This is a genomic window from Reyranella massiliensis 521 (assembly GCF_000312425.1).
GTDB classification, from domain to species: domain Bacteria; phylum Pseudomonadota; class Alphaproteobacteria; order Reyranellales; family Reyranellaceae; genus Reyranella; species Reyranella massiliensis.
Map to the genome: position 1 here is coordinate 440,353 of NZ_HE997181.1, position 24,768 is coordinate 465,120.

The 24,768-nt window shown below is 64.6% G+C and carries 22 protein-coding genes; 10 read left to right on the forward strand and 12 right to left on the reverse strand.

From position 1 onward, the window contains the following. Positions 1 to 14 precede the first annotated feature (14 nt). The 6 genes from BN60_RS02170 to BN60_RS02195 all read left to right on the forward strand — a co-directional run bounded on the left by BN60_RS02170 (position 15) and on the right by BN60_RS02195 (position 6,529). Complete coding sequence (locus BN60_RS02170) at positions 15 to 1,193, forward strand: M20 aminoacylase family protein (RefSeq protein WP_020694337.1); 1,179 nt, start codon at positions 15 to 17, stop codon at positions 1,191 to 1,193. Between the two features lie 36 nt (positions 1,194 to 1,229). Continuing rightward, positions 1,230 to 2,990: a glucan ABC transporter ATP-binding protein/ permease gene (locus tag BN60_RS02175; protein ID WP_020694338.1), complete on the forward strand. Its 1,761-nt coding sequence runs from the start codon at positions 1,230 to 1,232 to the stop codon at positions 2,988 to 2,990. A 52-nt stretch (positions 2,991 to 3,042) separates the two neighbouring features. Then, the gene (locus BN60_RS28485) at positions 3,043 to 3,846 is read left to right on the forward strand and encodes a glutathione S-transferase family protein (RefSeq protein WP_020694339.1); all 804 of its coding nucleotides are present in this window, start codon (positions 3,043 to 3,045) and stop codon (positions 3,844 to 3,846) included. 98 nt (positions 3,847 to 3,944) lie between these two features. Further along, positions 3,945 to 4,970: an ABC transporter substrate-binding protein gene (locus tag BN60_RS02185; RefSeq protein ID WP_020694340.1), complete on the forward strand. Its 1,026-nt coding sequence runs from the start codon at positions 3,945 to 3,947 to the stop codon at positions 4,968 to 4,970. A 3-nt stretch (positions 4,971 to 4,973) separates the two neighbouring features. Further along, entirely contained in the window at positions 4,974 to 5,756 is a 783-nt protein-coding gene (locus BN60_RS02190) for an ABC transporter ATP-binding protein (protein ID WP_020694341.1), read from the forward strand. Then, the gene (locus tag BN60_RS02195; RefSeq protein ID WP_020694342.1) at positions 5,753 to 6,529 is read left to right on the forward strand and encodes an ABC transporter permease; all 777 of its coding nucleotides are present in this window, start codon (positions 5,753 to 5,755) and stop codon (positions 6,527 to 6,529) included. Before BN60_RS02190 ends, BN60_RS02195 begins: the two co-directional genes overlap by 4 nt. Positions 6,530 to 6,539: 10 nt before the next feature. On the opposite strand, the gene BN60_RS02200 is transcribed toward BN60_RS02195, so the two are convergent. The 6 genes from BN60_RS02200 to BN60_RS02225 form a co-directional block, all read right to left on the reverse strand. Then, complete coding sequence (locus BN60_RS02200) at positions 6,540 to 8,072, reverse strand: ABC-F family ATP-binding cassette domain-containing protein (RefSeq protein ID WP_020694343.1); 1,533 nt, start codon at positions 8,070 to 8,072, stop codon at positions 6,540 to 6,542. A gap of 15 nt (positions 8,073 to 8,087) precedes the next feature. Continuing rightward, positions 8,088 to 9,269, reverse strand: a complete 1,182-nt coding sequence (locus BN60_RS02205) for an amidohydrolase family protein (RefSeq protein ID WP_020694344.1) — start codon at positions 9,267 to 9,269, stop codon at positions 8,088 to 8,090. A gap of 19 nt (positions 9,270 to 9,288) precedes the next feature. Then, positions 9,289 to 10,074, reverse strand: a complete 786-nt coding sequence (locus BN60_RS02210; RefSeq protein ID WP_020694345.1) for an HpcH/HpaI aldolase family protein — start codon at positions 10,072 to 10,074, stop codon at positions 9,289 to 9,291. Positions 10,075 to 10,181: 107 nt separating this feature from the next. Continuing rightward, complete coding sequence (locus BN60_RS02215; protein ID WP_020694346.1) at positions 10,182 to 11,069, reverse strand: carbohydrate ABC transporter permease; 888 nt, start codon at positions 11,067 to 11,069, stop codon at positions 10,182 to 10,184. Further along, positions 11,069 to 11,953 carry a carbohydrate ABC transporter permease gene (locus BN60_RS02220; protein WP_020694347.1) on the reverse strand — a complete coding sequence of 295 codons (885 nt, stop codon included), beginning with the start codon at positions 11,951 to 11,953 and terminating at the stop codon, positions 11,069 to 11,071. Before BN60_RS02220 ends, BN60_RS02215 begins: the two co-directional genes overlap by 1 nt. A gap of 70 nt (positions 11,954 to 12,023) precedes the next feature. Then, positions 12,024 to 13,382: an extracellular solute-binding protein gene (locus BN60_RS02225; RefSeq protein WP_083855917.1), complete on the reverse strand. Its 1,359-nt coding sequence runs from the start codon at positions 13,380 to 13,382 to the stop codon at positions 12,024 to 12,026. A 174-nt stretch (positions 13,383 to 13,556) separates the two neighbouring features. On the opposite strand from BN60_RS02225, the gene BN60_RS02230 reads away from it, so the two are divergent. The 4 genes from BN60_RS02230 to BN60_RS28490 are packed head-to-tail and all read left to right on the forward strand — an operon-like array spanning position 13,557 to position 16,783. Further along, positions 13,557 to 14,426: an aldose 1-epimerase gene (locus tag BN60_RS02230; protein ID WP_020694349.1), complete on the forward strand. Its 870-nt coding sequence runs from the start codon at positions 13,557 to 13,559 to the stop codon at positions 14,424 to 14,426. Between the two features lie 7 nt (positions 14,427 to 14,433). Then, entirely contained in the window at positions 14,434 to 15,201 is a 768-nt protein-coding gene (locus BN60_RS02235; RefSeq protein ID WP_020694350.1) for an SDR family NAD(P)-dependent oxidoreductase, read from the forward strand. After that, positions 15,198 to 15,881 (forward strand): hypothetical protein, encoded by a 684-nt coding sequence (locus BN60_RS02240; protein ID WP_020694351.1) that lies wholly within the window; start codon positions 15,198 to 15,200, stop codon positions 15,879 to 15,881. Before BN60_RS02235 ends, BN60_RS02240 begins: the two co-directional genes overlap by 4 nt. Before the next feature lie 11 nt (positions 15,882 to 15,892). Further along, a complete protein-coding gene (locus tag BN60_RS28490) occupies positions 15,893 to 16,783 on the forward strand; it encodes a DUF3592 domain-containing protein (protein WP_020694352.1) in 891 nt (296 codons plus the stop codon). Here BN60_RS28490 and BN60_RS02250 read toward each other — a convergent pair. From BN60_RS02250 to BN60_RS02275, 6 genes are all read right to left on the reverse strand, one after another. Continuing rightward, positions 16,768 to 18,177 carry an adenylate/guanylate cyclase domain-containing protein gene (locus tag BN60_RS02250; RefSeq protein ID WP_020694353.1) on the reverse strand — a complete coding sequence of 470 codons (1,410 nt, stop codon included), beginning with the start codon at positions 18,175 to 18,177 and terminating at the stop codon, positions 16,768 to 16,770. The two genes, BN60_RS28490 and BN60_RS02250, sit on opposite strands and share 16 nt — an antisense overlap. 51 nt (positions 18,178 to 18,228) lie before the next feature. Then, the gene (locus tag BN60_RS02255; RefSeq protein ID WP_020694354.1) at positions 18,229 to 18,921 is read right to left on the reverse strand and encodes an alpha/beta fold hydrolase; all 693 of its coding nucleotides are present in this window, start codon (positions 18,919 to 18,921) and stop codon (positions 18,229 to 18,231) included. Positions 18,922 to 19,012: 91 nt separating this feature from the next. Further along, positions 19,013 to 20,266, reverse strand: a complete 1,254-nt coding sequence (locus BN60_RS02260; RefSeq protein WP_020694355.1) for an MgtC/SapB family protein — start codon at positions 20,264 to 20,266, stop codon at positions 19,013 to 19,015. A gap of 180 nt (positions 20,267 to 20,446) precedes the next feature. Next, positions 20,447 to 21,232, reverse strand: a complete 786-nt coding sequence (locus tag BN60_RS02265; protein ID WP_020694356.1) for an enoyl-CoA hydratase/isomerase family protein — start codon at positions 21,230 to 21,232, stop codon at positions 20,447 to 20,449. 11 nt (positions 21,233 to 21,243) lie between these two features. Further along, positions 21,244 to 22,338: an S-methyl-5-thioribose-1-phosphate isomerase gene (gene mtnA, locus BN60_RS02270; RefSeq protein WP_043283559.1), complete on the reverse strand. Its 1,095-nt coding sequence runs from the start codon at positions 22,336 to 22,338 to the stop codon at positions 21,244 to 21,246. Between the two features lie 9 nt (positions 22,339 to 22,347). After that, a complete protein-coding gene (locus BN60_RS02275) occupies positions 22,348 to 24,693 on the reverse strand; it encodes a hypothetical protein (RefSeq protein ID WP_020694358.1) in 2,346 nt (781 codons plus the stop codon). Positions 24,694 to 24,768: the final 75 nt, after the last annotated feature.

Consider the following 24,768-nt stretch of genomic DNA (forward strand, 5'->3'; position numbering starts at 1 on the left):
AACCGGAGTACGTGATGCCCGTTCTGCCTCGTGCGCTCGAAATTCAGGGTGAAGTTACCACCATCCGTCGTGACATCCATGCTCATCCCGAGCTGGCGTTCGAGGAAAACCGGACCTCCGATATCGTCGCCGCCAAGCTGCAGGAGTGGGGCTTCGAGGTGACCCGTGGACTGGGCAAGACCGGCGTGGTCGGCACCCTGCGCAAGGGAAATTCGGTGAAGTCGATCGGGCTGCGCGCCGACATGGACTGCCTGCCGATGGACGAGACCAACGACTTCGAGCACCGCTCCCAGAACGCCGGCCGCATGCACGCCTGTGGCCATGACGGCCACACCGCCATGCTGCTGGGCGCCGCCAAGGTGCTGAGCGAGACCAAGAATTTCGAGGGCGCCGTTCATTGCATCTTCCAGCCGGCCGAGGAGGGCGGCGGCGGTGCCAAGGTGATGATCGACGACGGCCTGTTCGAGAAGTTCCCCTGCGACGCCGTATTCGCCATCCACAACAAGCCCGGCCTGCCGGTCGGCCATATCGTCGCCAAGGGCGGGCCGATCCTGGCCTCGGCCGACCGCTGGGACATCCGCATCACGGGCCGCGGCGGGCATGCCGCCCATCCGCACTCGACGCTCGATCCCATGGTCGTCGGCGCCAACATCATCCTCGCTTTGCAGACCATCGTGAGCCGAAACATCGATCCGATCGAGCCGGCGGTGGTCACCGTGGGCTTCTTCAATGCCGGCTCCGCCTACAACGTCATTCCCGGCGGCGCCCATATCGGCGGCACGACGCGCACGACGACACCGCAGAACCGCGAGCTGGTGAAGCGCCGCATCGACGAGATCTGCGAAGGGGCGGCCCGCATGCACGGCGTCGAGATCGCCGTAGAGCACAAGCCCGGCTATCCGCCGACGGTGAACGATGTCGAGCGCGCCCGCTTTGCTCTCGACGTCGCGGCGGGCGTCTGCGGCGAGCATGCCGCGACCGACAAGGCCGCCTCCCGGATGGGGGCGGAGGATTTTTCCTACATGCTGGAGAAGGTGCCGGGCGCCATGGTGTGGCTGGGCAATGGCGGCGGCAAGGACGCCGTGAGCCTGCACAACTCGCGCTACGACTTCAACGACATGGCCATTCCCTTCGGCGTCAGCTTCTTCGTGCGCACCGTCGAGCGCTTCCTCGACGCTGGGAAGTCAGCGTAAGACGACATCGTGCACAGTGCCGGCTGACAGGATCCCATGGAGTTCTTTCGAGTCTATGGCCGGGTGATCGGCCTGCTAAGGGCCGAGCGCGGATTGGCGATCGGCCTGGCGTTGGCCAACATTGCCGTGGCGGGCCTGCAGTTCTACGAGCCGGTCCTGTTCGGCAAGGTCGTCGATCTCCTGAGCTCGGCGCGCGAGAAGTCGACCGAGGTGCTGTGGCAGGAGGCGACTCAGCTCCTCATCCTCTGGGCCATCGTGGGCCTGGGCGGCATTGCCGCCAACATCGTGGTCTCGCTGCAGGCCGACCGCATGGCGCATCGCCGGCGGCTGGGCGCCATGGCGACCTTCTTCGAGCATGTGCTGGTGCTGCCCTTCGCCTTCCATCACGGGCAGCATTCGGGGCGCCTGCTCAAGGTCATGCTGACGGGCGTCGATCATCTGTTCGGCATCTGGCTGTCGTTCTTCCGCGAGAACCTCGCCACCTTCGTAGCGCTGTTCGTCATGCTGCCGCTCAGCCTGTTCATGAACTGGCGGCTCGGCCTGCTGCTGATCGTGCTGATCCTCTTCTTCGCCGTGGCGAACGCCTGGGTGGTGAGCCGCACCGACCGGCTGCAGCAGCAGGTCGAGGACTTCCACAGCCAGCTCGCCGGCCGGGCGGGGGATGCGCTGGGCAACATCCATCTGATCCAGAGCTTTGTGCGACTGGGCGCCGAGGCGGGCGAGATGCACCGCATCATGCGCGAGACACTCGCCGCTCAATATCCAGTGCTGAACTGGTGGGCGCTGCTCTCGGTGCTGACCCGTGCCGCCTCGACCGTCACGGTGATCCTGATCTTCGTGCTGGGCACCTGGCTCTACACCAAGGGCGAGGCGACGGTCGGCGAGATCGTGAGCTTCATGGGCTTCGCGACCATGCTGATCAGCCGCATGGACCAGGCCTCCGGCTTCGTCAGCCGGATCTTCTTCCAGATGCCGGCGCTGGCCGACTTCTTCCGCGTGCTCGATTCGCAGTCGACGGTGCCGGACAAGCCGAACGGGCTCGATGTCGGCCGAGTCCGCGGCAACGTTTCCTTCGAGGACATCAACTTCTCCTACGACGGCAAGCGGCCGGCGCTGGTTCACTTCTCGCTGGACGTACCGGCGGGCACCACGGTGGCCTTCGTCGGCCCGACCGGCGCGGGCAAGAGCACGGCCCTGTCGCTGCTGCATCGCATGTGGGATGCCCAGTCGGGAGTCATCCGCATCGACGGCGTCGATCACCGGGACATCAAGCTCGAATCGCTCCGACGCAACATCGGCGTCGTCTTTCAGGACAGCACGATGTTCTACCGTTCGATTGCCGACAATCTGCGCATCGGCAAGCCCAACGCCACGCAGGCGGAACTCGAGCAGGCAGCCAAACTGGCCGAGGCGCACGATTTCATCATGCGCCAGCCCAACGGCTACGAGACGATGGTCGGCGAACGCGGCACGACGCTGTCGGGCGGCGAGCGCCAGCGTCTGGCGATTGCCCGTGCGCTCCTGAAGGATCCACCGATCCTGATCCTCGACGAGGCGACCAGCGCCCTCGATTCGGTCACCGAAGCGCGGATCCAGAAGGCGCTCAAGGTGCTGATGCAGGGCCGAACGACCTTCGTGATCGCCCACAGGCTTTCGACCATTCGCGACGCCGATCAGGTCGTGGTCTTCGAGCATGGTCGGGTCGTGGAGAAGGGCGGCTACAAGGAACTGACCGCAGCCGGCGGTGCCTTCTCGCGGCTCGTGGCGACACAGCAGGCCGGCATCGAGGCCGCCTGAGGCGACTCGATCCGTCTTTTGCATCCGCGGTCCCCGCAGGCGATGATCGGGCATGCCAGAACCCCTACTGGAACCCAGGCCGCGCCTCTATCACGCGCTGTCGTCCTACTATTCGATGATCGCGCGCCTGGCGCTGGTCGAAGGCGGGATCGCCTATGAATCGAAGGTGATCGACATCCACCTCAAGATGGTCCAGCAGCGGCCGGACTATGTGCGGCTCAATCCGAACATGACCGTGCCGACACTGGTGCTGCCGGACCGCATCTTCGACCAGAGTCGGGACATTGCCGAATACGCGCTGGGCGCCAGCGAAGCGACCATCGATGGCGACACGAAATCCTGGCTCGACCTCCACTACGGCTACCCGATCGAGGAGCTGACCTTCGGCGGGCTTCTCGCCCGCAACCCGATGGCGCGGATCATGATCCCCAAGCGACTCGAGCAGGTCCGTCGTCGCCTCCTCGAACGGGCGGTCCAGAATCCCGACCTTGCCAAGGTCTATGAGGAGCGCGCCGCGGTCTTTGCCGGGCGCATCCGCGCCTTCGATCCCGAGGCCGTCGCGCGGCTCTCCGAGAAGCGTCGCGCCGAAGCGGTCGGCTTTCTAGATCGGCTCGAACAGACGCTTCACGATGGCCGGTCGGTGCTCGTGCCGCCTGCCTATGGCGCCGCCGACGTGGTCTGGACCGTGTTCCTCGCCCGCATGGAATTCGTCGGCCTGGGCGCCGAACTGCAGAAGCGGCCGGCGCTCGCGCGCTATTGGCGCGCCATGCAGGCGCGCCCGAGCTTTGGCCCTGCAGACATCTGGACGAAATTGCATGTCTTCCGCCTGATCGGGGGGATGCTGGGCGTCGGCTAGGCTATGGCCCTGACTGGCATAGAATCTGCCTGATATCCCCTTGGCGGCCGTGAAATGTCCGCCTAAGAGTCGCGGGCAGGGAGCTTGAGGGGGATCACATGAGCAAAGTTGCCAAACTGCTGGCCAAGCCGCTGGCTGGTGCGACAGCCATCGCGCTGGTGCTGGGGAGTCTGCCCGCCCATGCGCAGACCGCCATCAAGTTTACCCTCGACTGGGTGTTCCAGGGGCCGACGTCGCCGTTCCTGGTGGCGCTGGAGAAGGGCTACTACAAGGCCGAGGGCCTTGACGTCACGATGGACCCCGGCCAGGGATCGGCCGGCGCGGTCCAGCGCGTCGCCACCGGCGCCTATCAGATCGGCTTCGCCGATGTGAACGCCACCATCGAATACAACGCCAAGAACCCGGGCAAGGAAGTGCTCTGCGTGTTCATGGCCTACGACTTCGCACCGTTCGGCGTCTATGCCCTGAAGAAGAGCGGCATCAAGACGCCGAAGGACCTCGAAGGCAAGAAGCTCGGCGCGCCGGTATTCGATGCCTCGTTCCGTCTTTTCCCGGCGTTTGCCAAGAAGAACGGCATCTCCAAGTGGGAGCACGTCAACCTGACGCCGCAGCTGCGCGAGCAGAGCTTGGTGCAGGGCTCGGTCGACTTCGTCTCCGGCCACTATTTCTCCTCGATGCTCGATCTCAGGGCGCGCGGCGTGGCCTTCGAGGACATCGTCGCCATGCGCTATGTCGATTTCGGCATGGATGTTTACGGCAACGGCATCGTGATCTCGCCCGAGATGGCCAAGAACGAGAAGGCCGTGAAGGGCTTTGTCGCGGCCACGATCAAGGGTTGGAAGGACGTCATCGCCAATCCGCAGCTTGGCGTCGCCGCTGCCAAGAAGCGCGATCCGCTGATCGACGAGAAGCTCGAACTGGAGCGCCTCAAGATCTCGCTGGAGACCAACATCCTGACGCCCTACGTCAAGGCCAACGGTCTGGGCGACGTCGATCCCGCCCGCTTCGCGCGCGCGGTCAAGGAAGTTTCCGAGGCCTATGGCCTGCCCAATGCGCCGGCGCCGGACAAGGTCTTCAGCAACAAGTATCTGCCGCCCAAGGCGGACCGCATGGTTTCCAAGTAGGCCGTGGCGTTCGTCGATCTCAAGGGCGTCAGCCTCACCTACCGTCTCGGCAAGGAAAGCACGCTGGCCCTTGCCGATGCCACCTTCGGCATCGACAAGGGCGAATTCGTCGCCGTCGTCGGACCTTCGGGTTGCGGCAAGTCCACCATCATGAAGCTGGTCACGGGCCTCCTGCCGCCGTCGGGCGGCGAGGTGCATGTGGCTGGGGCCAAGGTGACGGGTCCGATCAAGGGCGTCGGCATGGCGTTCCAGAACCCGACCTTGATGCCCTGGCGCTCGACGATGGACAACATCCTCCTCCCCATGGAGGTGGTGGAGCCGCACAAGCGGCGTTTCCGTAGACATCGCGCCGAGTATGTCGAGCGCGGCATGAAACTCCTGAAGACGGTCGGCCTGCACGACTTCGCCGACAAGTACCCCTGGCAGCTTTCCGGCGGCATGCAGCAGCGCTCGAACCTCTGCCGCGCTCTGATCCACGAGCCCGAGCTCCTGATGCTCGACGAGCCGTTCGGCGCGCTCGACGCTTTCACGCGCGAGGAGCTGTGGGGCGTCATGCAGGCGCTGTGGATGGAGAAGCGTTTCACCGGCGTGCTGGTGACCCACGATCTGCGCGAGGCCGTCTATCTCGCCGATACCGTCTATGTCATGAGCCGCCGTCCGGGCCGCATCGTCATGGCCAAGAAGATCGACATTCCGCGGCCCCGCACGCTCGCCACCACTTTCGAGCCGCACTTCGTCGACCTCGTCCACGAATTGCGCGACCGCATCCATCAGGAGCATGCATGACCGAGCTCCGCCGCGAGGCGCTGAAGATCGCCATGCCGTGGCTGGTGCTGGCCGGCCTGCTGATCGTGTGGGAGATCGCCTGCGTCGTCTTCAGCATTCCCGAGATCATCCTGCCGAGGCCCAGCAAGGTCTTCGCGGTCTTCTTCCAGCGCTTCGACATCCTGATGGCCTATTCCTGGGATACGCTGTGGACCACGATGATCGGGTTTCTGCTGGCCATCGCCGGCGGCCTGCTGATGGGGCTGGCGATCGGCGCATCGCCGTTCGTCTATTCCGGCCTCTATCCGCTGCTGATCGCCTTCAACGCCATCCCCAAGGTGGCGATCGTCCCGATCCTGATGATCTGGGTCGGCGTCGGTTCGCTGCCTGCCATCATCACGGCCTTCGCCATCAGCTTCTTCCCGATTGTCGTCAACGTCGCCACGGGGCTTGCCACCATCGAGCCGGAGATGCGCGACGTGCTGCGCAGCCTGGGCGCCACGCGCATCGAGATCCTGACCAAGGTCGGCATTCCGCGCGCCATGCCCTATCTCTTCGCCAGTCTGAAGGTAGCGATTACCTTGGCCTTCATCGGCTCGGTGATCTCCGAGACAGTAGGCGGCAACAATGGCATCGGCTTTCTGATGCTGTCGGCCAGCGCGCGGAACGATGCGCCCACAACCTTCGCCGGCCTGTTCGCCATCGCGATCATGGGCGTGCTGATGTATGCAGTCTGCGCCATGATCGAGAAGCGCATGACACGCTGGGCCTTCCGCGGCGAAATCGTCGCCTGAGAGCGACGCTTCAGGTCTGGGCGTCGAAGAAGGCGTCGGCGTCCTCGACTTCGACCAGCCGGCCCTTGCGGATTTCGAGAAACCGCGTCGCCACGGTCCGCGTGAAGAAGCGGTCGTGGCTCACGAACAGGCAGGAGACGTCGCTCTTCTCGAGCTGATCCTCGAGATCTTCCTGACCCTCGATGTCGAGATGGTTGGTCGGTTCGTCCAGTACGTAGAAGTTGGGCCGCAGGAGCTTCATCTTCAGGAAGACCAGCCGCGCCCGCTCGCCGTGGCTCAGCACGCCAATGGGCTCGCCGAGGCGGGCAAAGGCAAAGCCGGCGCCGGCCAGTTGCCGGATCGCGTCCTTCTCGGTGATGCCGTCGGCCTCGACCACATAGTCCAGGATGGACTGCTTGGTCGGCAGGTCGTTCATGGTCTGGTCGAAATAGACCAGCCGGCAGGCGGGATTGAACCGGACCGCGGCCTGACCGTCATAGTGTTCGCGCGCCGGGTCGAAGGCAGCGGCCAGGGTCGCCAACATGGTCGACTTGCCGGCGCCGTTGACGCCGAGCAGTGCCACACGCTCTCCGGCGGCGATGGCCAGCCGGTCGATGGCGATCAGCCTGCGGTCCGAACCCGGTACGATGACGTCGAGGCCGGAGAGCCGCAGCGCTACGCGCGCGTCGATGTCGCCGTCGGCCAGTTCGAGCCGGCGCTCGCGCGCGACATAGGTTTGCGTGCGCTCCTTTTCGATGCGCGCGATGCGGCTTTCGACGGCGTTCTTGCGCTTGTTGAGGTCGGGGTTCTTGACCGCCCAGACCTTGTAGCGCGCTGCAGCCTGCTCCAGCCGCTTGATCTCCTTGTCCTCCTGGCGTGCCCGGGCCGCCGCCGTGGCGTCGCGGCGCAACAGCTCCTCGCGCGCCACGGAGAAGCGCGTCTTGAAGGCATGTACGCCGTCGCTGCGCAGGAAGAGGGTGCGCTCGGTCACGCGGTCGAGGAATTCGCGGTCGTGGCTCACGATCAGCATCGGCACCGCGAAATCCGACGTGAGCCAGCGTTCCAGGGTATTGATGTTGGCGAGGTCGAGATGATTGGTCGGCTCGTCGAGCACCAGCATGTCGGGCTCTTCCAGTCGAGCTGCCGCCGCGATCAGCAGCAGCCGCTGCCAGCCACCGGACAGGGTGCCGAACGGCTTGTCGAGCGTCTCCGGGGCGACGCCGATCTCGTCGAACAGCACATCGATGCGCCAGTAGTCGCCGTCCTGGCCGGCTCGCGTCAGGGCATCGCCCAGCACGTCGCGCACCGGCCGTCCGGCGAGCGCCTCCGGGATGTCCTGAGGCACTTGGCCGACGCGAAGCCCGCGGGAGCGGACCACCTGGCCGGCGTTGAGTTCAAGCGCGCCCGTCAGGCACTTGAGCAGGGTCGACTTGCCGGCGCCGTTCTCGCCGACCAGCGCCGTGCGCGCATCGTCCAGCAGGAACGATACGTTCTCGAAGACGCGGCCCGAGCCGTAGAAGAACGAGGCCTGCTCCATGCCGAGCACGGCCTGACGCGACGCCATGACAAGTCCTGGGGATCAGGGGACGAGGGCGCCATCCCGAGCGATGACGCGCCCCGCCTTTACCACCAGCTTGCGCCGCGGGCGAGTGGCGACGGCCTCCGCCGGGGTCTCGGCTTCGACCGCTACGAAGTCGGCAGGTCCACCGGCCTTCAGACCGTAGTCCGCCAAGCCGAGCACCCGGGCGCCGGCGTCCGTCACCATCTCGAAGGCGAGCGCCAATTCGTGGTCGTGCCGGAAATTGGCGCGATAGGCGATCATCATGGCGCGGTCCAGCATGTCGCCGTTGCCGAACGGCGACCAGGCATCGCGGATATTGTCGGAGCCACCGAACACCTCGACGCCATGCTCCTTCAGGAGCTTGAGCGGCGGGATCGTGGCGCCTCCCGGCCCGTGGCTCATGATGGCGATGCGGGCTTTGGCCAGGACGTCGGCCGTGCGGGCGGCGCTGTCCGTCGGAACGGAGCCCAGGGCGAAGGCATGGCTGATGGCCACCTTTCCCTGCAGGCCCGCGGCTTCGCTACGTTGGGCGATGGCCAGCATCTGCGCGATGCCGCTCTCGCCACCGTCGTGCAGGTGGATATCGACCCCGATCCCGTGCTTTTCGGCGACGCCGAAGATTGCATCGAGGTGGCCGTCGAGGTCGCCGTCGATGCCGACCGGATCGAGCCCGCCCACGAGGTCGGCGCCCTCGCGGATCGCCGCATCGAGCAGTTCCGCGGTGCCGGGAGAGCGCAGCACGCCGCTTTGCGGGAAGGCCACGATCTCGATGGTGACGAGATCGCGGAAGCGCTCGCGGACCTTCAGAATTTCATGGAGATTGCGCAGGCCGAGCTGGTTGTCGACGTCGACGTGCGTGCGCATGTGCAGCGTGCCGCTCGCCATGATCTGTCGCACCAGGTTCGAGCCGGTCTCGGTTTCCGGCAGGGTCCGGGAGGCGCGCACTTTGCGTTCGGCTTCGATGCGATCGGCAACACGGTTGCCCGTGGCCTGATTCGGCACCCAGGGCAGGCCGAGCAGAGTCTTGTCGAGGTGGATATGGCCATCGACCAGGGGCGGCAGGACCAACGCGCCGCCGAGGTCGATGGTGTCCTTGCCAGTCGGCGGAGCCGAGATCGGGAGGAGGGCGGCAATCCGCCCTCCCTCGACCTCGATGTGATGCTGGCTGCCCTTGGGCAGCCTGGCGTTGGCGTAACGCACGGCGCTTGTTTTGGCGCGCCTACTTCGCGGCGACGTCGCCCGCTTCCTTGCGCGTCTGGTTGACGGCGGCGCGGGCGGCCTGGGCCATCAGACCGCTGTCGTTGGCGATGGTGACCAGACGGAAGCCCTTGCCGATCATCTTGGCGGCATAGGAGGCCGTGCCGTTGTGCAGGCCGGCGAACTGGCCGCGCTTCTTGGTGGCCGCCAGCAGCTTGTCGTAGATCGAAAGGATCTGCGGCTCCTCGCGGTCGAGTATGGGCTTCAGGCCAAGCGACAGGCCGAGATCGGACGGGCCGACATAGATGCCGCTGACGCCCGGCACGTCGAGGATGGCGTCGATATTGTCGATCGCTTCCTGGGTCTCGATCATCGGGATGACCAGCACTTCGTCGTTGGCCGTCGCCTGATAGGGCGTCGCTTCGCCGTAGGCGCCGGCGCGGATCGGACCGTTGGAACGCTTGCCCTTGGGCGGATAGAGGCAATAGGAGACCAGCGCCTTGGCTTCGGTGGCGTTGTTCACCATCGGGCAAATGACGCCCCAGGCGCCGCCGTCCAACACCTTGCCGACGATGCCGGGCTCGTTCCACGGCACGCGCACCAGCGGCGTGATCGGATGCTTGTCCATCGCCTGGAAGCAGCGGACCATCGAATGATAGTCCTGAACGCCGTGCTGCATGTCGACGGTGACGCTGTCCCAGCCGCACTGCGCCATGGTCTCGGCCGAGAAGCCGTCGGGGATCGCCAGCCAGCCGTTAACGCAAGCCTTACCCGCCTGCAGCCGCTTCTTCAGCATATTCGTCGACATCAGTCCGTTTCCTTCCCTCGAGGGTCGTTGAAAGACGGCTGGATCATAAGCCCGTCGACAAAAGGGAGGCCAATTTGTTGTATCGCTGGGCGGCTCGGGCGGGGCGATCAGCCCTTCACGGCACCCGCGGAAAGACCCTCGACGATGTACCGCTGCAGCAACGCCACCAGGATCACCGTCGGGGCCAAGGCCAGCAGGCAGATCGCCATCATGAGATTGAAGAAGACGTGGACGTCGCCGACCAGGCTGGCAATGACCACGGGCAGGGTCATCACGTCCGGCCGGGCATTCAGGATCAACGGGATCAGCAGCTCGTGCCATGAAATGATGAACATGATGACCCCGCAGGCCGCGAGCGCCGGGGTCGCCAGTGGCAGCACGATGTGCACGAAGGCGCTGAAGCGGGAGCATCCGTCGATGCGTGCCGCTTCTTCGAGTTCGGCGGGAATCGTGTCGAAGTAGGGGGCGAGGATCAGGATCGCATAGGGCAGAAGAAAGCCGGTCTCCGCGATGATGACGCCGGTGAGCGAATTGAGCTGCCCGACCGACCGCATGACCACGTATAGCGGAATCATCAGCACGATCACCGGCACGAAGCGCGCGACGATGTTGGCCTGTAGCAGGAAGAGGGTCCAGCGGAAGCGCTGGCGGGCGATGGTGTAGGCCGACAGCGACCCGAAAAGCAGCGTGAGGAACGTCACCGAGCCCGCCACGATCGCGGAGTTCAGGAAGGCGGTGTAGAAGTTCTTGATGTTGTCCGGCAGGTAAGTGACCTGCTCGAAGATACGGCCCTTCTGCTCGCCCTTGGTGAGAATGACGGTGAAGTTGTCGAGGGTGAACTCCAGCGGCAGCACGCGGCGCGTGTCAGCCTGCAACGCTTTTTCCGACTGGATGCTGCCGATCAGCACCGCCACCAGCGGCAGCAGGATGAAGGCGATCACCATCAGGTTGGCAACGTGAAGCATGAGCTTCGTGGTGCGCGACGTCGCAAACATCAGAGCGTCACCCGGCGATAGACCATGCGCATGTAGACCAGGGCGATGAGGCCGATCATCAAGGTCAGGATGAAGGCCGATGCCGAGCCCATGCCGAAATTGTTCGGCGGCGAAAAGGTAATCTTGTAGCTGTACCAGGCGGCCACCCAGGTGGCGTCGCCCGGACCGCCTTGGGTGATGGCGAGAATTTCCTCGAAGACGGCGAACGCAAAGGCTGTGCGCAGCACCAGGATGATGGCGATGATTGGCCGGAGCAGCGGCAACGTGATGTGCCAGAAACGATGCCATGCTGTGGCGCCGTCGACGGCTGCCGCCTCGTAGAGTTCTCGTGGGATGCCTTGCAAGGCCGCATGCACCAGGATGATCGCGAAGGGCAGGGTTCGCCAGATATAGGGCACGGTGACGGCGTAGAGCGCCGTATCGGGATTGCCTGCCCAATTGATCGGATCGTCGATCAGTCCAAGAGAAAACAGGATCCGGTTCAGGAAGCCGAACTGGAAGCTGTAGAGGAACGACCAGATCAGGCCGTTGGCGATCGGTGGAATGGCGTAGGGCAACAGGATCAGGAAACGCGTGATCCTCGATGTCCAGATGCCTGTCTGGTTGAGCAGCAGCGCGATCAGCACCGCCAGTACGACCTCGCTGCCGACGGTGATGGCGGTGAAGATCGACGTGTTCTTGATCGCGATCCAGAACAGCGGATCTTCGAGCACGCGGCTGTAATTGTCCCAACCGTTGAACGAGAAGACGCCGCGTCGAAGCTGCGCGAGGCCGACCTGATGAACCGACAGGTAGCCGGCGTAGATCACCGGATAGGCGAGCACCAGGCCGAGGAAGAACAGCGTCGGCACGTTCATGAAGAACGCGAAGCTGCCGGCCGACATTTCGCGCTGAAGCCAGGGCCTGCGGCCCGCTCGCGCGATGGGAAGTCCTGTCGCCTGGGTCGTCAGGGGATCAGACCTTGCGCTTGGCGTCGGCAATGCCCTTGATCAGGTTGTCACAGCATTGGTCCGCCGTGATCTGACCAGTAAGACACTTCTGGACCTCGATGTTGAGCTGATCCGTCCAGGGGAAATGCCAGGGCTGATAGACCGACGAACAGACTTCGCCGATGTAAGCCGCCTGGTCCCAGATCTTGAGAATGGCGGGGACGTCGCCCCACGGCGCCCAGCCCTGCTTCACCGCATCGCTGTTCATCACCGACGTGTAGCCGGAACCCAGCATCGCATCCTTCGCGAGACTGATGGCCTGCGTGTAGTTGCCGTCCTTGGTCTTGCCGCCAAGATACTGGAGCAGCTTCCAGCCCCATTCCTTGTCGCGCGTGGCTGACGTGAGGAAGTAGACATGGGTGACGCCGATCGTCTTGCCGTCACCGGGCGAGCCGTGGACTTTGACCTTGCCGGCGATGGGCGACTGCGCCGGATCGTTGACGACGTTGAGCCCGTAGTGGTGATTGGGACCGCGATAGAGATTCTTGCCGGCGCCGAAAGCCTTGGCCGACGTTGTGAACTGCACCTTGAGCGATTCCGGGTCGGAGATGTCGAGACCCTTCTCGAAGGTGTTCGCCCACCATTTCAAGGTCTCGCGGGCGACCGAACCCGCGCCCAGCATGTGATTGCCCTGCTTGTCGAAGAAGGTGCCGCCGCGGTTCCAGGTCATCTGGTACCAGGTGCCCGGCAACTGCTCGAGCCCGACGCCCGCGACCCAGAGCACGGGATAGCGCGAGACGCCGTCCTTCTTTGCCTTCACGCAATGCTCGATGAACTCGTCGTAGGTGGCGAAGGGCTTGTCGATCTTCAGCTTTTCCAGCATGTCGGCGTAGTAGTTCCACACCCACACGGCGGAGAAGTAAGGCAGGCCCATGGTCTTGCCGTTCACCGTTGCGACCTGCTTGGTGAAGGGCGTGAAGTCCTTGATGTAGTCGGCAGCGCCGGGAAGACTGTCGATCGGCTCGACCAGACCTTGATTGACGAAGTTCGGGAAGGAGAACGGCGAGGATTGCGAGACGTCGATCTTCTCGCCGGCCGCGAACATCGTCGTCAGCTTGGTAGGATGGTCGTTGAACGAGGAGATAGTCGAGTCGACCTTGACGCCCCAATCCGCCTCGAACTGCTTGGCGATGCGCGTGTAGATGTCGCCATAGGTCCAGACGACGAAGTTGAGGCGGTCCACTTTGCTCTTGGGCGCTTGACTCCAAGGGCCTGCCGACTGGCCGAAAGCTCGGCCTGCAGAACCAAGCAGACCAAGGCCCGCTGTGCTGGCCAGTACGCGGCGGCGACTCAACTCCCACTTGCCGATGACCTCGTCACTCATGTGATAGCCCCCAGGTCCGGGTGATGGCCGTGTCGAGACGAATGGCACTCGGCACGAAGCCGACAACGTCGAGTTGGCGAAAGCCTATCATCGGCGTGCCATCAGACATAGGTGCAACCCAGCAAAAAGTAGGCCACGGTGGATTATTCGTCAGGAGGCAGGTGAGACGAACTCATGCAGCTACTGTCTTTGCAGGCCGGCCGGCTCTTGGTCGACCTTGCGCCGGAAGCCGGCGGGTCAATTGCGCGCTTTGTCGTGCTGGGGGGTGGCAACGCGGCCAGCGATGCGCTGCGGCCCGCCACGGAGGCGGCGTTGGCGTCGGGTACGGGGAAGGATAGCGCCTGCTATCCGCTGGTGCCGTTTTCCAATCGCATCGCGAACGGGCGGCTTCTCTTCGGCGACGAGCAGATTCATGTACCGTTGAACTGGCCAGGTGTGCCCCATCCCATGCATGGCGATGGCTGGTCACAGGCCTGGACTGTCGTTGGCCGCGATGCTCGCTCGGCCGAGCTCATGTACGAGCACGATGGCCGTTCTGGATGGCCGTTCCGATATCGCGCCCGCCAGACCTTCGTGCTCGACGAGACAGGGCTCGTGGCCGGCATGTCGATCGAGAATCTCGAAGATCGCGATGTCCCGGCGGGGCTGGGCCTGCATCCGTATTTCCCGTGCGATGCCGAGACCGAATTGACCTGCCGGCTGCGTGGCGTCTGGGAGACCGATGCCGAAGTCCTGCCGCTGAATCATGTGCCGGTGCCCCTGGCCTGGGATTTCTCCCAGGGGCGTCGGGTCGAGGGGCTGGGGCTCGATCATTGTTTCGACGGCTGGGACGGGCGCGCGACCATCGCCTGGCCGCGCCGGGGTATGCGGCTGGAACTCTCTGCCACGGAGGCGTTCCGCCATCTGGTGATCTATGTTCCCGACGGCCAGACGTTTTTCTGTATCGAGCCGGTGAGTCATGCCAACGGAGCTGTCGGGAGCACCCGACTGGCCGCCGGGATGACGCTCGCGGGCGAGATCGCCTTCCGTCTTTCGTTTTCGTGAGGACGCCATGCCGCAATTCGCCTCCTATCCCAGCCTTGCCGGCCGGCCTGTCTTCGTCTCGGGTGGCGGTTCGGGCATCGGCGCTTCGATCGTCGAGCATTTTGCCGAACAGGGCGCCAAAGTGGGCTTCGTCGATATCGATGAAGCGGCTTCTGTGGCGCTGGTCGACAAGATCAAGGGCGCCGGCCATCCGGCACCGCTCTTTGCCAAGGCCGACGTGCGCGATCTCCCTGCCTATCAGGCGACGATCGACGGCATGGCGGGCAAGCTCGGTGCTTTCAAGGTGCTGGTAAACAATGCGGCCCGTGACGACCGCCACACGATCGACCAGGTGACTCCCGCCTTCTGGGACGAGCGCATCGCGGTCAATTTGCGCCACCAGTACTTCGCCATTCAGTCCGTGGTGCCCGGCATGAAGAAGGCCGGTGGCGGCTCGATCATCAATTTCAGCTCCGTGAGCTATCATGCGATGACGCCGCAACTCTCCGTCTATCAAGCGGCCAAGGCTGCGGTGATCGGCATGACGCGTGGCCTCGCCCGCGATCTCGGACCCGACAATATCCGCCTCAATTCGCTGACGCCGGGCTGGATCATGACCCAGCGCCAGATCGATCTCTGGCTGACCCCGCAGGCCGAAGCCGCCTTGATGGTCGCGCAGTGCCTCAAGGAGAAGGTCTATCCCCCCGATATAGCGCGCATGGTGCTGTGGCTGGCCGCTGACGACAGCCGGTTGGTGACGGCGCAGAACTTCGTCGTCGACGGAGGCCGGATGTGAGCGTGGCCGCGGTCTCCCTTCCGGTGCGGATTTATCGCGGCTGGTTCAACATGATCCGTCATCTGTTGCCGCCGACGCTCTATTTCTTCGTCGCCTTCAACCTGATCTCGCTGACGACGGACCTGCTGGTCCACGATTACTGGTTCCGGTTGTCGAGCTTCGTTCTCGCCAGCACGACCGCCCTGGTTGTCGGCAAGGTCGTTCTGGTTGTCGACAAGGTCCGCCTGATCGACAAGTTCCGCGGCGCTCCTTTGATTCAGCCGATCCTGTACAAGACGATCTTCTATTCTCTGGTCGTGCTGATCGTGCGTTTCCTGGAGAAGCTGGTGCATTTCGCCCTCGACACCGGCGGCTTCGGCGGCAGTTTCCAGGCCGAAGTCGAAGCCTTCACCTGGCACCGCTTCGTGGCGGTCCATTTGTGGATCTTCATCTGCTTCCTGATCTACGTGACCGCGTCGGAGTTGAACGCGCTGGTAGGCGACGGCCAGCTCAAGCGCTTGTTCTTTCATCATCGGTCTTCGGAGTATCGGCTGACGCGACGTCAGCATATCCGCGCGCTCATCGAGATCAGCCGGCTGGCGGAGAATACGCCGCGCGAGCAGCTCCTCGATTCCGCCACTCCTCAGGGCATGCGGCTGATCACCCTCATCGACAGACTGCGCAAGCGTCAGCCGGTCTGAGGGAATTGGCGATGGCCATGGATATGGGCTGGCATCGGATCGCCTGGGGCATCTTGGCCATCGGCGGCCTCATCGTTGCGGGCGGCATTCTCCTGGGGCTCGGCAACCTGCGCCATGTTCTCTACGGCGACCAGGCCGACGGCGTGGTGGTCGACATCGTGCGCGACGGCAGCATGTATGCGCCGGTGGTGCGCTTTCGCCTGCCCAGTGGTGAACTCCACGAAGTCACCGATCTCGGTAGCGGCGCACCCGACTTTTCCACGGGCGACTTGGTCACGGTGCTCTACATGCCCGAGGACCCGCGGAGCATCCGTCTCGATACCTTCGAGCGGCTCTGGCTGGTGCCGATCATCGCCATTGGCTTCGGCTCCTTCTGGCTGATGTTCGGCGCCATTGCCTGGGGGCTGTCGCGCAACGGCGACTTGTCGGTCATCGGCGAGCGTGCCTTTAACGTTGTTTCCGTCGTGGCGCTTCTGATCGGCATCTTTGCACTGTGGAGTGCGACCGATCTCTATGCCGGGGGCGGCCGCGCGCAGGGCTCGGTGGTCGAGATTCGCAGGAGCAGCAGTATCGTCACAGAGGAGGTGACGCTGGCCACCGGGCGCGAAGTGCGGCGCGACGTCGAGCAGGTCTCCTTTGCGCCCGTCGTGCGCTTCACCACCCAGGAAGGTCGCGAGGTCGAATTCCACGGCCGTGGCGGCAGCGGCACGTCGTTTTCGGCAGGAGACGTGGTCACGGTGGTCTACGATCGCACCAATCCCAGCCGGGCGCGGATCGTGTCTTTCCTCGACCTGTGGCTGCCGACAGTCGTGGCCTTCGCCGTTGCTTTCCTGTTCGGCGGAGCGGCCAAGCTATCGCGCTGGATGCGGCGGCGTGGTGCGGCGGCTCAGGGAATTTCGTAGACGGCGACCTCCGAAGCCACGCCGCGCAGCGCCTGCCTTTGCACCATCGGTTTCTGCCCGTTGCGTTCGAGCAGGTCTGTGCTTTGCGGATGATCGATGACGGAGGCGGTCGCCAGGATCGACTGGGAAACAGCCAGTCCCTGAACGCGCGACGCGATGTTCACCGTCTGGCCGAAATAGTCCTGCCGTTCGTTGAAGGTGACGGCGAGGCAGGGGCCTTCATGGATGCCGATCTTGAGGAGGAGATCTTCGCGGCCGTGCGTATCGTTCAGGGCCCGCATGGCCTGGCGCATGCGGAGGGCGGCGGCCAGGGCGCGATCGGGCGTCGGGAAGGTCGCCATGACGGCGTCGCCAATGGTCTTGATTACGGCGCCGCTCTCCGCCGCGACGATCTCGTGCAAGACACGGAAATGCTCGCGAACGAGGTCGAACGCCACGAGATCGCCAACCCGCTCATAAAGCTCGGTCGAACCCTTGAGGTCGGTGAACAGGAACGTGAGGCTGGTGATCTTCAGCCGCTGGTCGATGTCGAGCGTGTCGGTCCGGTAGATATCGCGGAAGGTCTGGTTGGAGAGGAGCCGCTTGGCCGTCAGGAAGCGTTTACGGCGACCGAGCAGGTCATGCATCCTATCGTTGGCGATCCAGATGCCGGGCAGCGTACGGCGTGATGTTTGATTCTCCAGTTGCAGCCGGAGCGGCCCTGGTCGCAGCTCCATCGTCCCCGTCGGCGAGCGAAGATTGTTGAACACCAACGACAGGTTCTGGCGCTCCCGCGTCGGCTCGCCCTTGACGTCGATGAAGCGCGCCGCGTGCGTGACGGGTTCGAAGACGATGACAAAGTCGGAGGGAAGCTGCAGCGACAAGATCGCCCTGCCGCCCGGTGGGAGCTCGACGGCATCGAGCGTGATTTCGTCGATCAGCTCGTCGAAATTGTCCGTGGGAAGGTCGATCCCCGATCCCCAGAAGATCTGCCGAGCATAGTCCCACATCGGCATGCTGTCCGGATCGTGCGCCGCGATACGGCGTATCCTCGGATTTACGGTGAAGGTCACTTCGACCATTTCGTCGAGCGTAGGCTCGTAGCCTGCAGCGCAGAGCGCACAGACATATTCCTCGCAGCGCACGCTCTTCAGGGAGGCGTTCGAGTCGAGCACGCCGCCGCAACCGGGGCAGAGCACGTTCCAGGACATCTCGAACAATCCGATGCGAGCAGCATGCAGGAAGGCGGCGATCGTCTCGTCCTCTCCGACATTATGGCGACGGGCGAAGTCGAAAACGTTGACGCGGCAAAGGTCGGCGTCGGGAGCTGTCCCGATCAGCCGCTCCATGGCAGCTACGGTGTCGGCATCCGCCGACTGCCGCAGGACTGCGAACAGGGCTTGCCCATCACTCATGGATTAAGGCTACACCGAGCGGGCGCCTGAGTCCTTACAGCTGGCCCGTTTCTAGAGCCCGGTGCGGTGCAGCCAGGCTGCAAGCAGCGCCGTGAGTTCCTTGGGCTTTTCCAGGGGAGCCATGTGGCCGCAATCCTCGAGGATGGCGAAGCTGGAGCGGGGCAGGTGCTGCGCCATGCGCTCGGTCTCGGCAAAGGTCCGCAGACGGTCCTGCCGGCAGGCCACCACCAGCGAGGGGCACGTGATCCGTTCCAGATCGGCGTAGCCGTCACGGCGGATGAGCGCCGCCTGCCGCTTGCGGACTTCCGGTCCCAGACGGCGTTGCATGTTGCGCAGCCGGTCGAGCAGTACGGGATCGGCTTCCCGGTCGGGATGCAGCCCCATTGCCGTCGTCACCGTGCCGGCAGCAGGCGGTGGCCGATCGCCAGGACGATAGCCGGCCTGGCGCCGCGCGCGCTCTTCGTCGGAGTAACCGCGCGCGGAGGAGGCGATGAACGCCACACCTGTCACGCGTTCGGGCGCCATCAGCGTAAGTACACGCGCCACGAAGCCGCCCATCGAGAAGCCTACGAGCACGAAGCGATCCGGCGCGTCGGCGAGGACGCGCTGAGCCATGCCTTCGAGCGACGAGTCCTCGTAGACGTTGCCGTAGTGGAGTGAGCCCAGCGCTTCGAGATCGAGGACCATGTCGGTCCAGAGATCCGAGTCGCACATGAAGCCGGGAAGAAGAACAAAGGAACGCAAGAGAGCCGAACTGTACCGCGGCTTTCCGGTGCTGCCTACCTGCGAACGGCGCGGATCATAGATCTTCCCGATTTCGACCTGTGGCAGCCTGTCAGCTCTGCGGCACGAAGAGCGCGCCCGCCCAGCCTGCGATCACCATCAGGATCAGGCCAGGAATGACGTAAAGCGCGAATGCACGGCCGCCAGCCGAAAAAGCAAAGATCATCTTGGTCACAGTATTGGTCGTGAGCGCGACCAGGATGGGCACGATGGCGGCCGGTGGTTCCAGGCGGCCATCTGCCACCAAGGATGCTACGGAGATGGCAGCGGAGTGAGCGTCGGCGAAGCCGCCAGCGCCGGCTGCAAGGATAACGCCGGTCTCTCCGAACCAGTCCTGCAGCGCTGCCGCAAGGACAAGTACCGCCGCGAGAATGACGGCAAAGGTCAGGGCGGTTTTGAGGCTGAAGGCACTCCCTGGCGTCTCTTGCGATTCGCCTGGTTGCTTCAAGGCCCAGAGCGTGAAGATGCCGCCGTAGAGAATTGCTGCCACGCCAGATAGCGCCAATGGAACGGCGAAGGCCTCGAGGGTCGGCAGGCTTGTGACGGCAACCAGAACGGCAAGCTGCACGACGGTGGCGACCGACGACAGTATGGCGCCGGCTACGGCGGGCTTCATGAGTTCCGGCTCTTTGGCGGCCCGCGCACCCATCGCCCCGATCGTGGCGCTGCTCGAGATGAAGCCCGAGGCAAGGCCTGCCAGGGGAAGGCCGAAACGAGACCCGACCGCGCGAACGGCGACATAGCCCAGTGCCCCCACGGCCATCACCAGGATCACCACGATCCATACCGTGCGAAGATCGAAGGCGCCGTAAGGCCCGATAGGATGGTCGGGCAGCAAGGGCAGCACAACGAGAGTCGCGCTGGCGAAGACCAGAAGATCGCGAATCTCAGAAGCCGTCAGGACCGACCGGACGAATCGATGCAGCTCGACGCGGGCATTGAGCAGAGCCGCCGTGACCACGCCGATACCCGCGGCATAGGCCGGTTCGCGGACCGCTAGCCCGCCCAGCAGAGCCGTCAGTACGAGGGCTATCTCGGTCGTGAGGCCCGGATCGCTGTCCTGGGCACGCCAGTAGGAAAGGCCCGCGAAGGCAGTCACGCCCAACACTACCGTCGCCATCAGGATTTCTCCGCCAACGGCGATGCCCGTAGCGCCCGCCAGCGAAGCCAGGGTGAAGGTCCTGAGGCCAGCGGCGCCGCGCGTCGGGCCTTCACCTTTCTTGCGCTCGCGATCAATGCCGATCAGCAGACCAATGCCGAGGGCGACGAGGAAGCCGAGAACGAGAGGGTCGAAGAATGGGATCATCAGCCTTAAATTATAACACGTTCCACCACGCTGCGGTTCGCACCCTCCTCGGCTCTGCGTCTATCGCACCCGCGATCGATGGCACCGATGGATGGTTGTTGAAACCTGCGGGCGATGGCGTTCCCGCCGATCGCCCATCTTTCTCAACTGTTCGCTTGCGTCGATGGCTGAGGCTTCTGGTCAGTCGCGGTGCCAGATCGGCGGACGTTTGCCGAGGAACGCGTCGACGCCTTCGGCGAAGTCAGGACCGTCGGCAAGATCGACGACGGCTTCGAGTTCGTAGGCCATGCCCTCGTCGAAGCTCATGCCGCCCCCCAGGGTGACGGTCCGCCTGATGGCCGCAAGGGCCGTAGGCGACTTGGCGGCCAGTTCTTCGCCGTAGGTCTGCACCCGTGTCCGCAGATCCTGCGGGGCGACAAGCTCGTCGATCAGGCCCCAGCGCTGCGCCTGCTCAGCCGATATCAGGCCGCCATCGTAGAGATAGCGGATGGCGTTCGGCCGGCCGATCAGGCGAACCAGTGCCTGGGTGGTGGCGATCGGCGGGATGAAACCGATGCGGATCTCGGGCTGGCCGAGCTTGGCATCGGCCGCGGCAAATCGAAGATCGCAATGAAGCGTCATCTCCAGCCCGCCGCCGACCGCCGTACCGTGGATTGCCGCCAGCAAGGGTTTGGGTGAAGAGCGCAGCAGCCGAACGATTTCGTGCGTGAGGAGCGCCCAGTTGCGCATGCCGACGCCCGTCATCCCCTTGAAGACCTTCAGATCGGCGCCGGCGCTGAAATAGCTGTCGACGGCACTTCCCAGCACGATCACCCGTATGTCGGGCTCGGCAAGGGCGGCCGCGATGGCGTCGCGGGTTTCCTCGACCATCTGGCGGTTGAAGGCATTGACCGGCGGCCGGTTGAAGTCGAGCCAACCGACGTTGCGGACGGTCGAGGCGCGAATAAAAGAGGGAGCCTCGACCATCGGATGGTTGCCTATGCGGCGCGCGACTGCTCGGGATAGAGCGAGAGCAGCCCGGCTTCGCTCGCGGGACAGACCCCGCGTTCGGTGATTAGCGCCGTCACCAGCCGCGCCGGCGTGACGTCGAACGCCGGATTGGCGGCGGGGCTGCCATCGGGCAGGAGCTGCACGGTCGCGCGGTCGCTGGTCTCGCTACGACCGGCGATGTGGGAGACCTCGCGCGCATTGCGTTCCTCGATCGGGATTTCGCGCACGCCGTCCTCGATCGTCCAGTCGATCGTGGGATAGGGCAGGCCGACATAGAACGGCACGCCGTTGTCGTGTGCCGCCAGCGCCTTCAGGTAGGTGCCGATCTTGTTGCAGACATCGCCGCGTCGCGTCGTGCGGTCGGTGCCGGTGATGACGAAATCGACTTGACCATGTTGCATCAAGTGGCCGCCGGCATTGTCGGCGATGACTGTATGCGGCACGCCATGCTTGCCGAGTTCCCAGGCCGTCAGGCTGGCGCCCTGGTTGCGCGGCCGCGTTTCGTCGACCCAGACATGGATCGGGATGCCGGCATTGTGCGCTTGATAGATCGGCGCCAGGGCCGTCCCCCAGTCCACCGTGGCCAGCCAGCCGGCATTGCAATGGGTCAGCGCATTGATGCGGTCGCTTTTGGGCTTCAGTCGTCGGATCAGACCGAGGCCGTTCTCGCCGATGCGCCGGCAGATCTCGACGTCCTCGTCGCAGATTTCGGCCGCGCGCCGATAGGCGGTCTCGCGCCGCTTGGCGGCAGGCAGCGGGGCCAGCAGGGCGCGCAGATCGTCGAGCGCCCAGCGCAGGTTCACGGCGGTCGGCCGCGATTCCATCAGCACGGTATAGGCGCGGGCCAGCATGGCGTCCGAGGAATCCGTCGCCATGGCCAGCGCCATGCCATAGGCCGCGGCGGCGCCGATCAGCGGGGCGCCGCGCACGATCATGGTGCGGATCGCCTTTTCGGCGTCCTCCATCGTCTTGAGTTCGCGCACCACGAAATGGTGGGGCAGCAGGGTCTGGTCGATCACCTGGACGGCCATGCCGTCGGCGCCGAGCCAGATGGTTCGGTAAGGGGTGCCGTCTACTTTCACGCCGCCATTTTAGAGGGCGCGCGCCACCGCGTCGATTATTGCCGCACTGTCGAGTTTGTAGGTCCGGTAGAGGTCGGGGATGTCGCCGGACTGGCCGAAATGCTCGATTCCCAGCGGCACGACCCTCTGGCCGCGCACCGACCCGAGCCACGAAAGCGCCAAGGGGTGGCCGTCCAGTACTGTCACGATGCGTGCATCGCGTGACAGCGGTGCCAGCAGCCGTTCGATGGGGCTCGCGCCGCGATCGACGAGGCCGATTGTACGGCCGCGGTTGCGTTGCGCGGCCAGCCAATCGGCATGCAGCCGGTCCGGCGAGGTCAGCACCAACAGGCCGGCGCCGGCGAAATCGCGCACGATGCTCTCATGCGCCGCAATCGCTTCCGGCGTGACGGCGCCCATGGCGACCACCGCAATGTCCGCCCCGGCTTCGGGCGCGGCATACCAGTAGGCGCCATTCACGATGTCGGCTTCCTGTTCGGCGGACAGGGTGCGTTCCGGCTGGGGCAGGCTGCGCGTCGAGAGGCGCAGGTAGATCGACCCGCCCTTGTCCTGCTGCATGTAGTCGAAGCCATGCCGCATCAGGATCGCGAGTTCGTCGACATAGGTCGGCTCGTAGGAGAGCAGGCCGGGCTGGCCGATACCGATCAACGGCGTGTGGATGCTCTGATGGGCGCCACCTTCCGGGGCAAGCGTCACGCCCGACGGCGTGGCCACCAGCATGAAGCGTGAATCCTGGTAGCAGGCGTAATTCAGCGCATCGAGGCCGCGCGCGATGAACGGATCATAGAGCGTGCCGATCGGCAGCAGGCGGGCGCCGAAGATCTGATGGCTGAGTCCCATCGCCGCGAGCTGCAGGAAGAGGTTGTTCTCTGCGATGCCCAGCTCGATATGCTGTCCGCGCGGTGTCTTGCGCCAGAGCTGCGCCGACACGACCTTGAGTTCGCGGAACACGTCTTCGGCCTCGGTATGAGCCCACAGGCCGCGCCGGTTCACCCAGGCGCCGAGGTTGGTCGAGACAGTGACGTCGGGCGAGGTGGTGACGATGCGCCGCGCGAGTTCGCTGTCTCCGGCGGCGATGGCGTTCAGGATCTTGCCGAAGCCTTCCTGGGTGCTCGACTTCTTGTCGGTGGGACGTGGCAGGGCGGCCGGGATGGCAACCTGCGGCGCGGTTGTGCGCCGCTTGCCCTGGGCGTTGAACGGCGCGGCATCGAGGAAGGGCTGGAGTTCGGCGGGTGTCGCGGTGAGGCCCGCGAACTTGTCCCATTCCTGGCCGTCGGCAATGCCCATGCCCTGCTTGAAGCCGGCCATCTGGTCGAGCGTCATGAGGCCGGAGTGATTGTCCTTGTGGCCGGCGAACGGCAGGCCTTGGCCCTTGATGGTGTAGGCGATGAAGCAGGTCGGCGTGTCGTCGTTCACCCCTTCGAAGGCGTCGAGCACGGCCTGCATGTCGTTGCCGGCGAGGTTCGTCATCAGGCGATGCAGTGCCGCATCGTCGTGCTGATCCAGAATGCGCCTGACGCCGGGATACTGATTGAGGTCGCGCGTCAGCGCTTCGCGCCAGCCGGCGCCACCCTTGAAGACCAGCGCCGAATAGAGCGAGTTGGGGCAGTCGTCGATCCACTGACGGAGCTGCTCGCCATCCGGCTGGGTAAAGGCCGTCTCCAGCAGCTTGCCATACTTCAAGGTGACGACGCGCCAGCCCACCAGCTCGAACATCTCGCCGATGCGGCCGAACAAACGGTCGTTCACCACGCCGTCGAGGCTCTGGCGGTTATAGTCGATCACCCACCAGAGATTGCGGACGTCGTGCTTCCAGCCTTCGAGCAGGGCCTCGAAGACGTTGCCCTCGTCGAGCTCGGCATCTCCCACCAGGGCGACCATGCGCCCGGTCGGCCGCTCTCCGTCGCCGAGATTCTTCAGCCGCACATAGTCCTGCACGATCGAGGAGAAGAGCGTCATGGCGACGCCCAGCCCGACCGAGCCGGTCGAGAAGTCGACGTCGTCGATATCCTTGGTGCGGGAAGGATAGGATTGCGCGCCGCCCAGCGCCCGGAAGCGTTCCAGCTTCTCGCGGGTCTGATGGCCGAACAGATACTGGATGGCGTGAAACACGGGCGAGGCGTGCGGCTTCACCGCCACGCGATCCTCGGGCCGCAGTACCGAGAAGTAGAGAGCCGTCATGACCGTCGCCAGCGACGCACACGACGCCTGGTGGCCGCCGACCTTCAGTCCGTCGCGATTGGGCCGCAGATGGTTGGCGTGATGGATCGTCCAGGCGCTGAGCCACAGCACCTTGCGTTCCAGTTCGCGAAGCAGGCGAAGACGCTGGATGGGGGCGAGGGTGGTCATGCCCATCGGCATACGCCTTGTACGCTGGAAGGTCCTTGCGTTCGGATCGCGAAACAGGCTGTATAGGGCAGGATCTTCCTA

Excerpts from the sequence above, each read along its gene's own strand:
- BN60_RS02170 (WP_020694337.1), top strand. The coding sequence starts at position 15 with ATGCCCGTTCTGCCTCGTGCGCTCGAAATTCAGGGTGAAGTTACCACC.
- BN60_RS02175 (WP_020694338.1), top strand. The coding sequence starts at position 1,230 with ATGGAGTTCTTTCGAGTCTATGGCCGGGTGATCGGCCTGCTAAGGGCC.
- BN60_RS28485 (WP_020694339.1), top strand. The coding sequence starts at position 3,043 with ATGCCAGAACCCCTACTGGAACCCAGGCCGCGCCTCTATCACGCGCTG.
- BN60_RS02185 (WP_020694340.1), top strand. The coding sequence starts at position 3,945 with ATGAGCAAAGTTGCCAAACTGCTGGCCAAGCCGCTGGCTGGTGCGACA.
- BN60_RS02195 (WP_020694342.1), top strand. The coding sequence starts at position 5,753 with ATGACCGAGCTCCGCCGCGAGGCGCTGAAGATCGCCATGCCGTGGCTG.
- BN60_RS02200 (WP_020694343.1), bottom strand. The coding sequence starts at position 8,072 with ATGGCGTCGCGTCAGGCCGTGCTCGGCATGGAGCAGGCCTCGTTCTTC.
- BN60_RS02210 (WP_020694345.1), bottom strand. The coding sequence starts at position 10,074 with ATGTCGACGAATATGCTGAAGAAGCGGCTGCAGGCGGGTAAGGCTTGC.
- BN60_RS02215 (WP_020694346.1), bottom strand. The coding sequence starts at position 11,069 with ATGTTTGCGACGTCGCGCACCACGAAGCTCATGCTTCACGTTGCCAAC.
- BN60_RS02220 (WP_020694347.1), bottom strand. The coding sequence starts at position 11,953 with ATGTCGGCCGGCAGCTTCGCGTTCTTCATGAACGTGCCGACGCTGTTC.
- BN60_RS02225 (WP_083855917.1), bottom strand. The coding sequence starts at position 13,382 with ATGAGTGACGAGGTCATCGGCAAGTGGGAGTTGAGTCGCCGCCGCGTA.
- BN60_RS02230 (WP_020694349.1), top strand. The coding sequence starts at position 13,557 with ATGCAGCTACTGTCTTTGCAGGCCGGCCGGCTCTTGGTCGACCTTGCG.
- BN60_RS02235 (WP_020694350.1), top strand. The coding sequence starts at position 14,434 with ATGCCGCAATTCGCCTCCTATCCCAGCCTTGCCGGCCGGCCTGTCTTC.
- BN60_RS28490 (WP_020694352.1), top strand. The coding sequence starts at position 15,893 with ATGGCCATGGATATGGGCTGGCATCGGATCGCCTGGGGCATCTTGGCC.
- BN60_RS02250 (WP_020694353.1), bottom strand. The coding sequence starts at position 18,177 with ATGAGTGATGGGCAAGCCCTGTTCGCAGTCCTGCGGCAGTCGGCGGAT.
- BN60_RS02260 (WP_020694355.1), bottom strand. The coding sequence starts at position 20,266 with ATGATCCCATTCTTCGACCCTCTCGTTCTCGGCTTCCTCGTCGCCCTC.
- BN60_RS02265 (WP_020694356.1), bottom strand. The coding sequence starts at position 21,232 with ATGGTCGAGGCTCCCTCTTTTATTCGCGCCTCGACCGTCCGCAACGTC.
- BN60_RS02275 (WP_020694358.1), bottom strand. The coding sequence starts at position 24,693 with ATGGGCATGACCACCCTCGCCCCCATCCAGCGTCTTCGCCTGCTTCGC.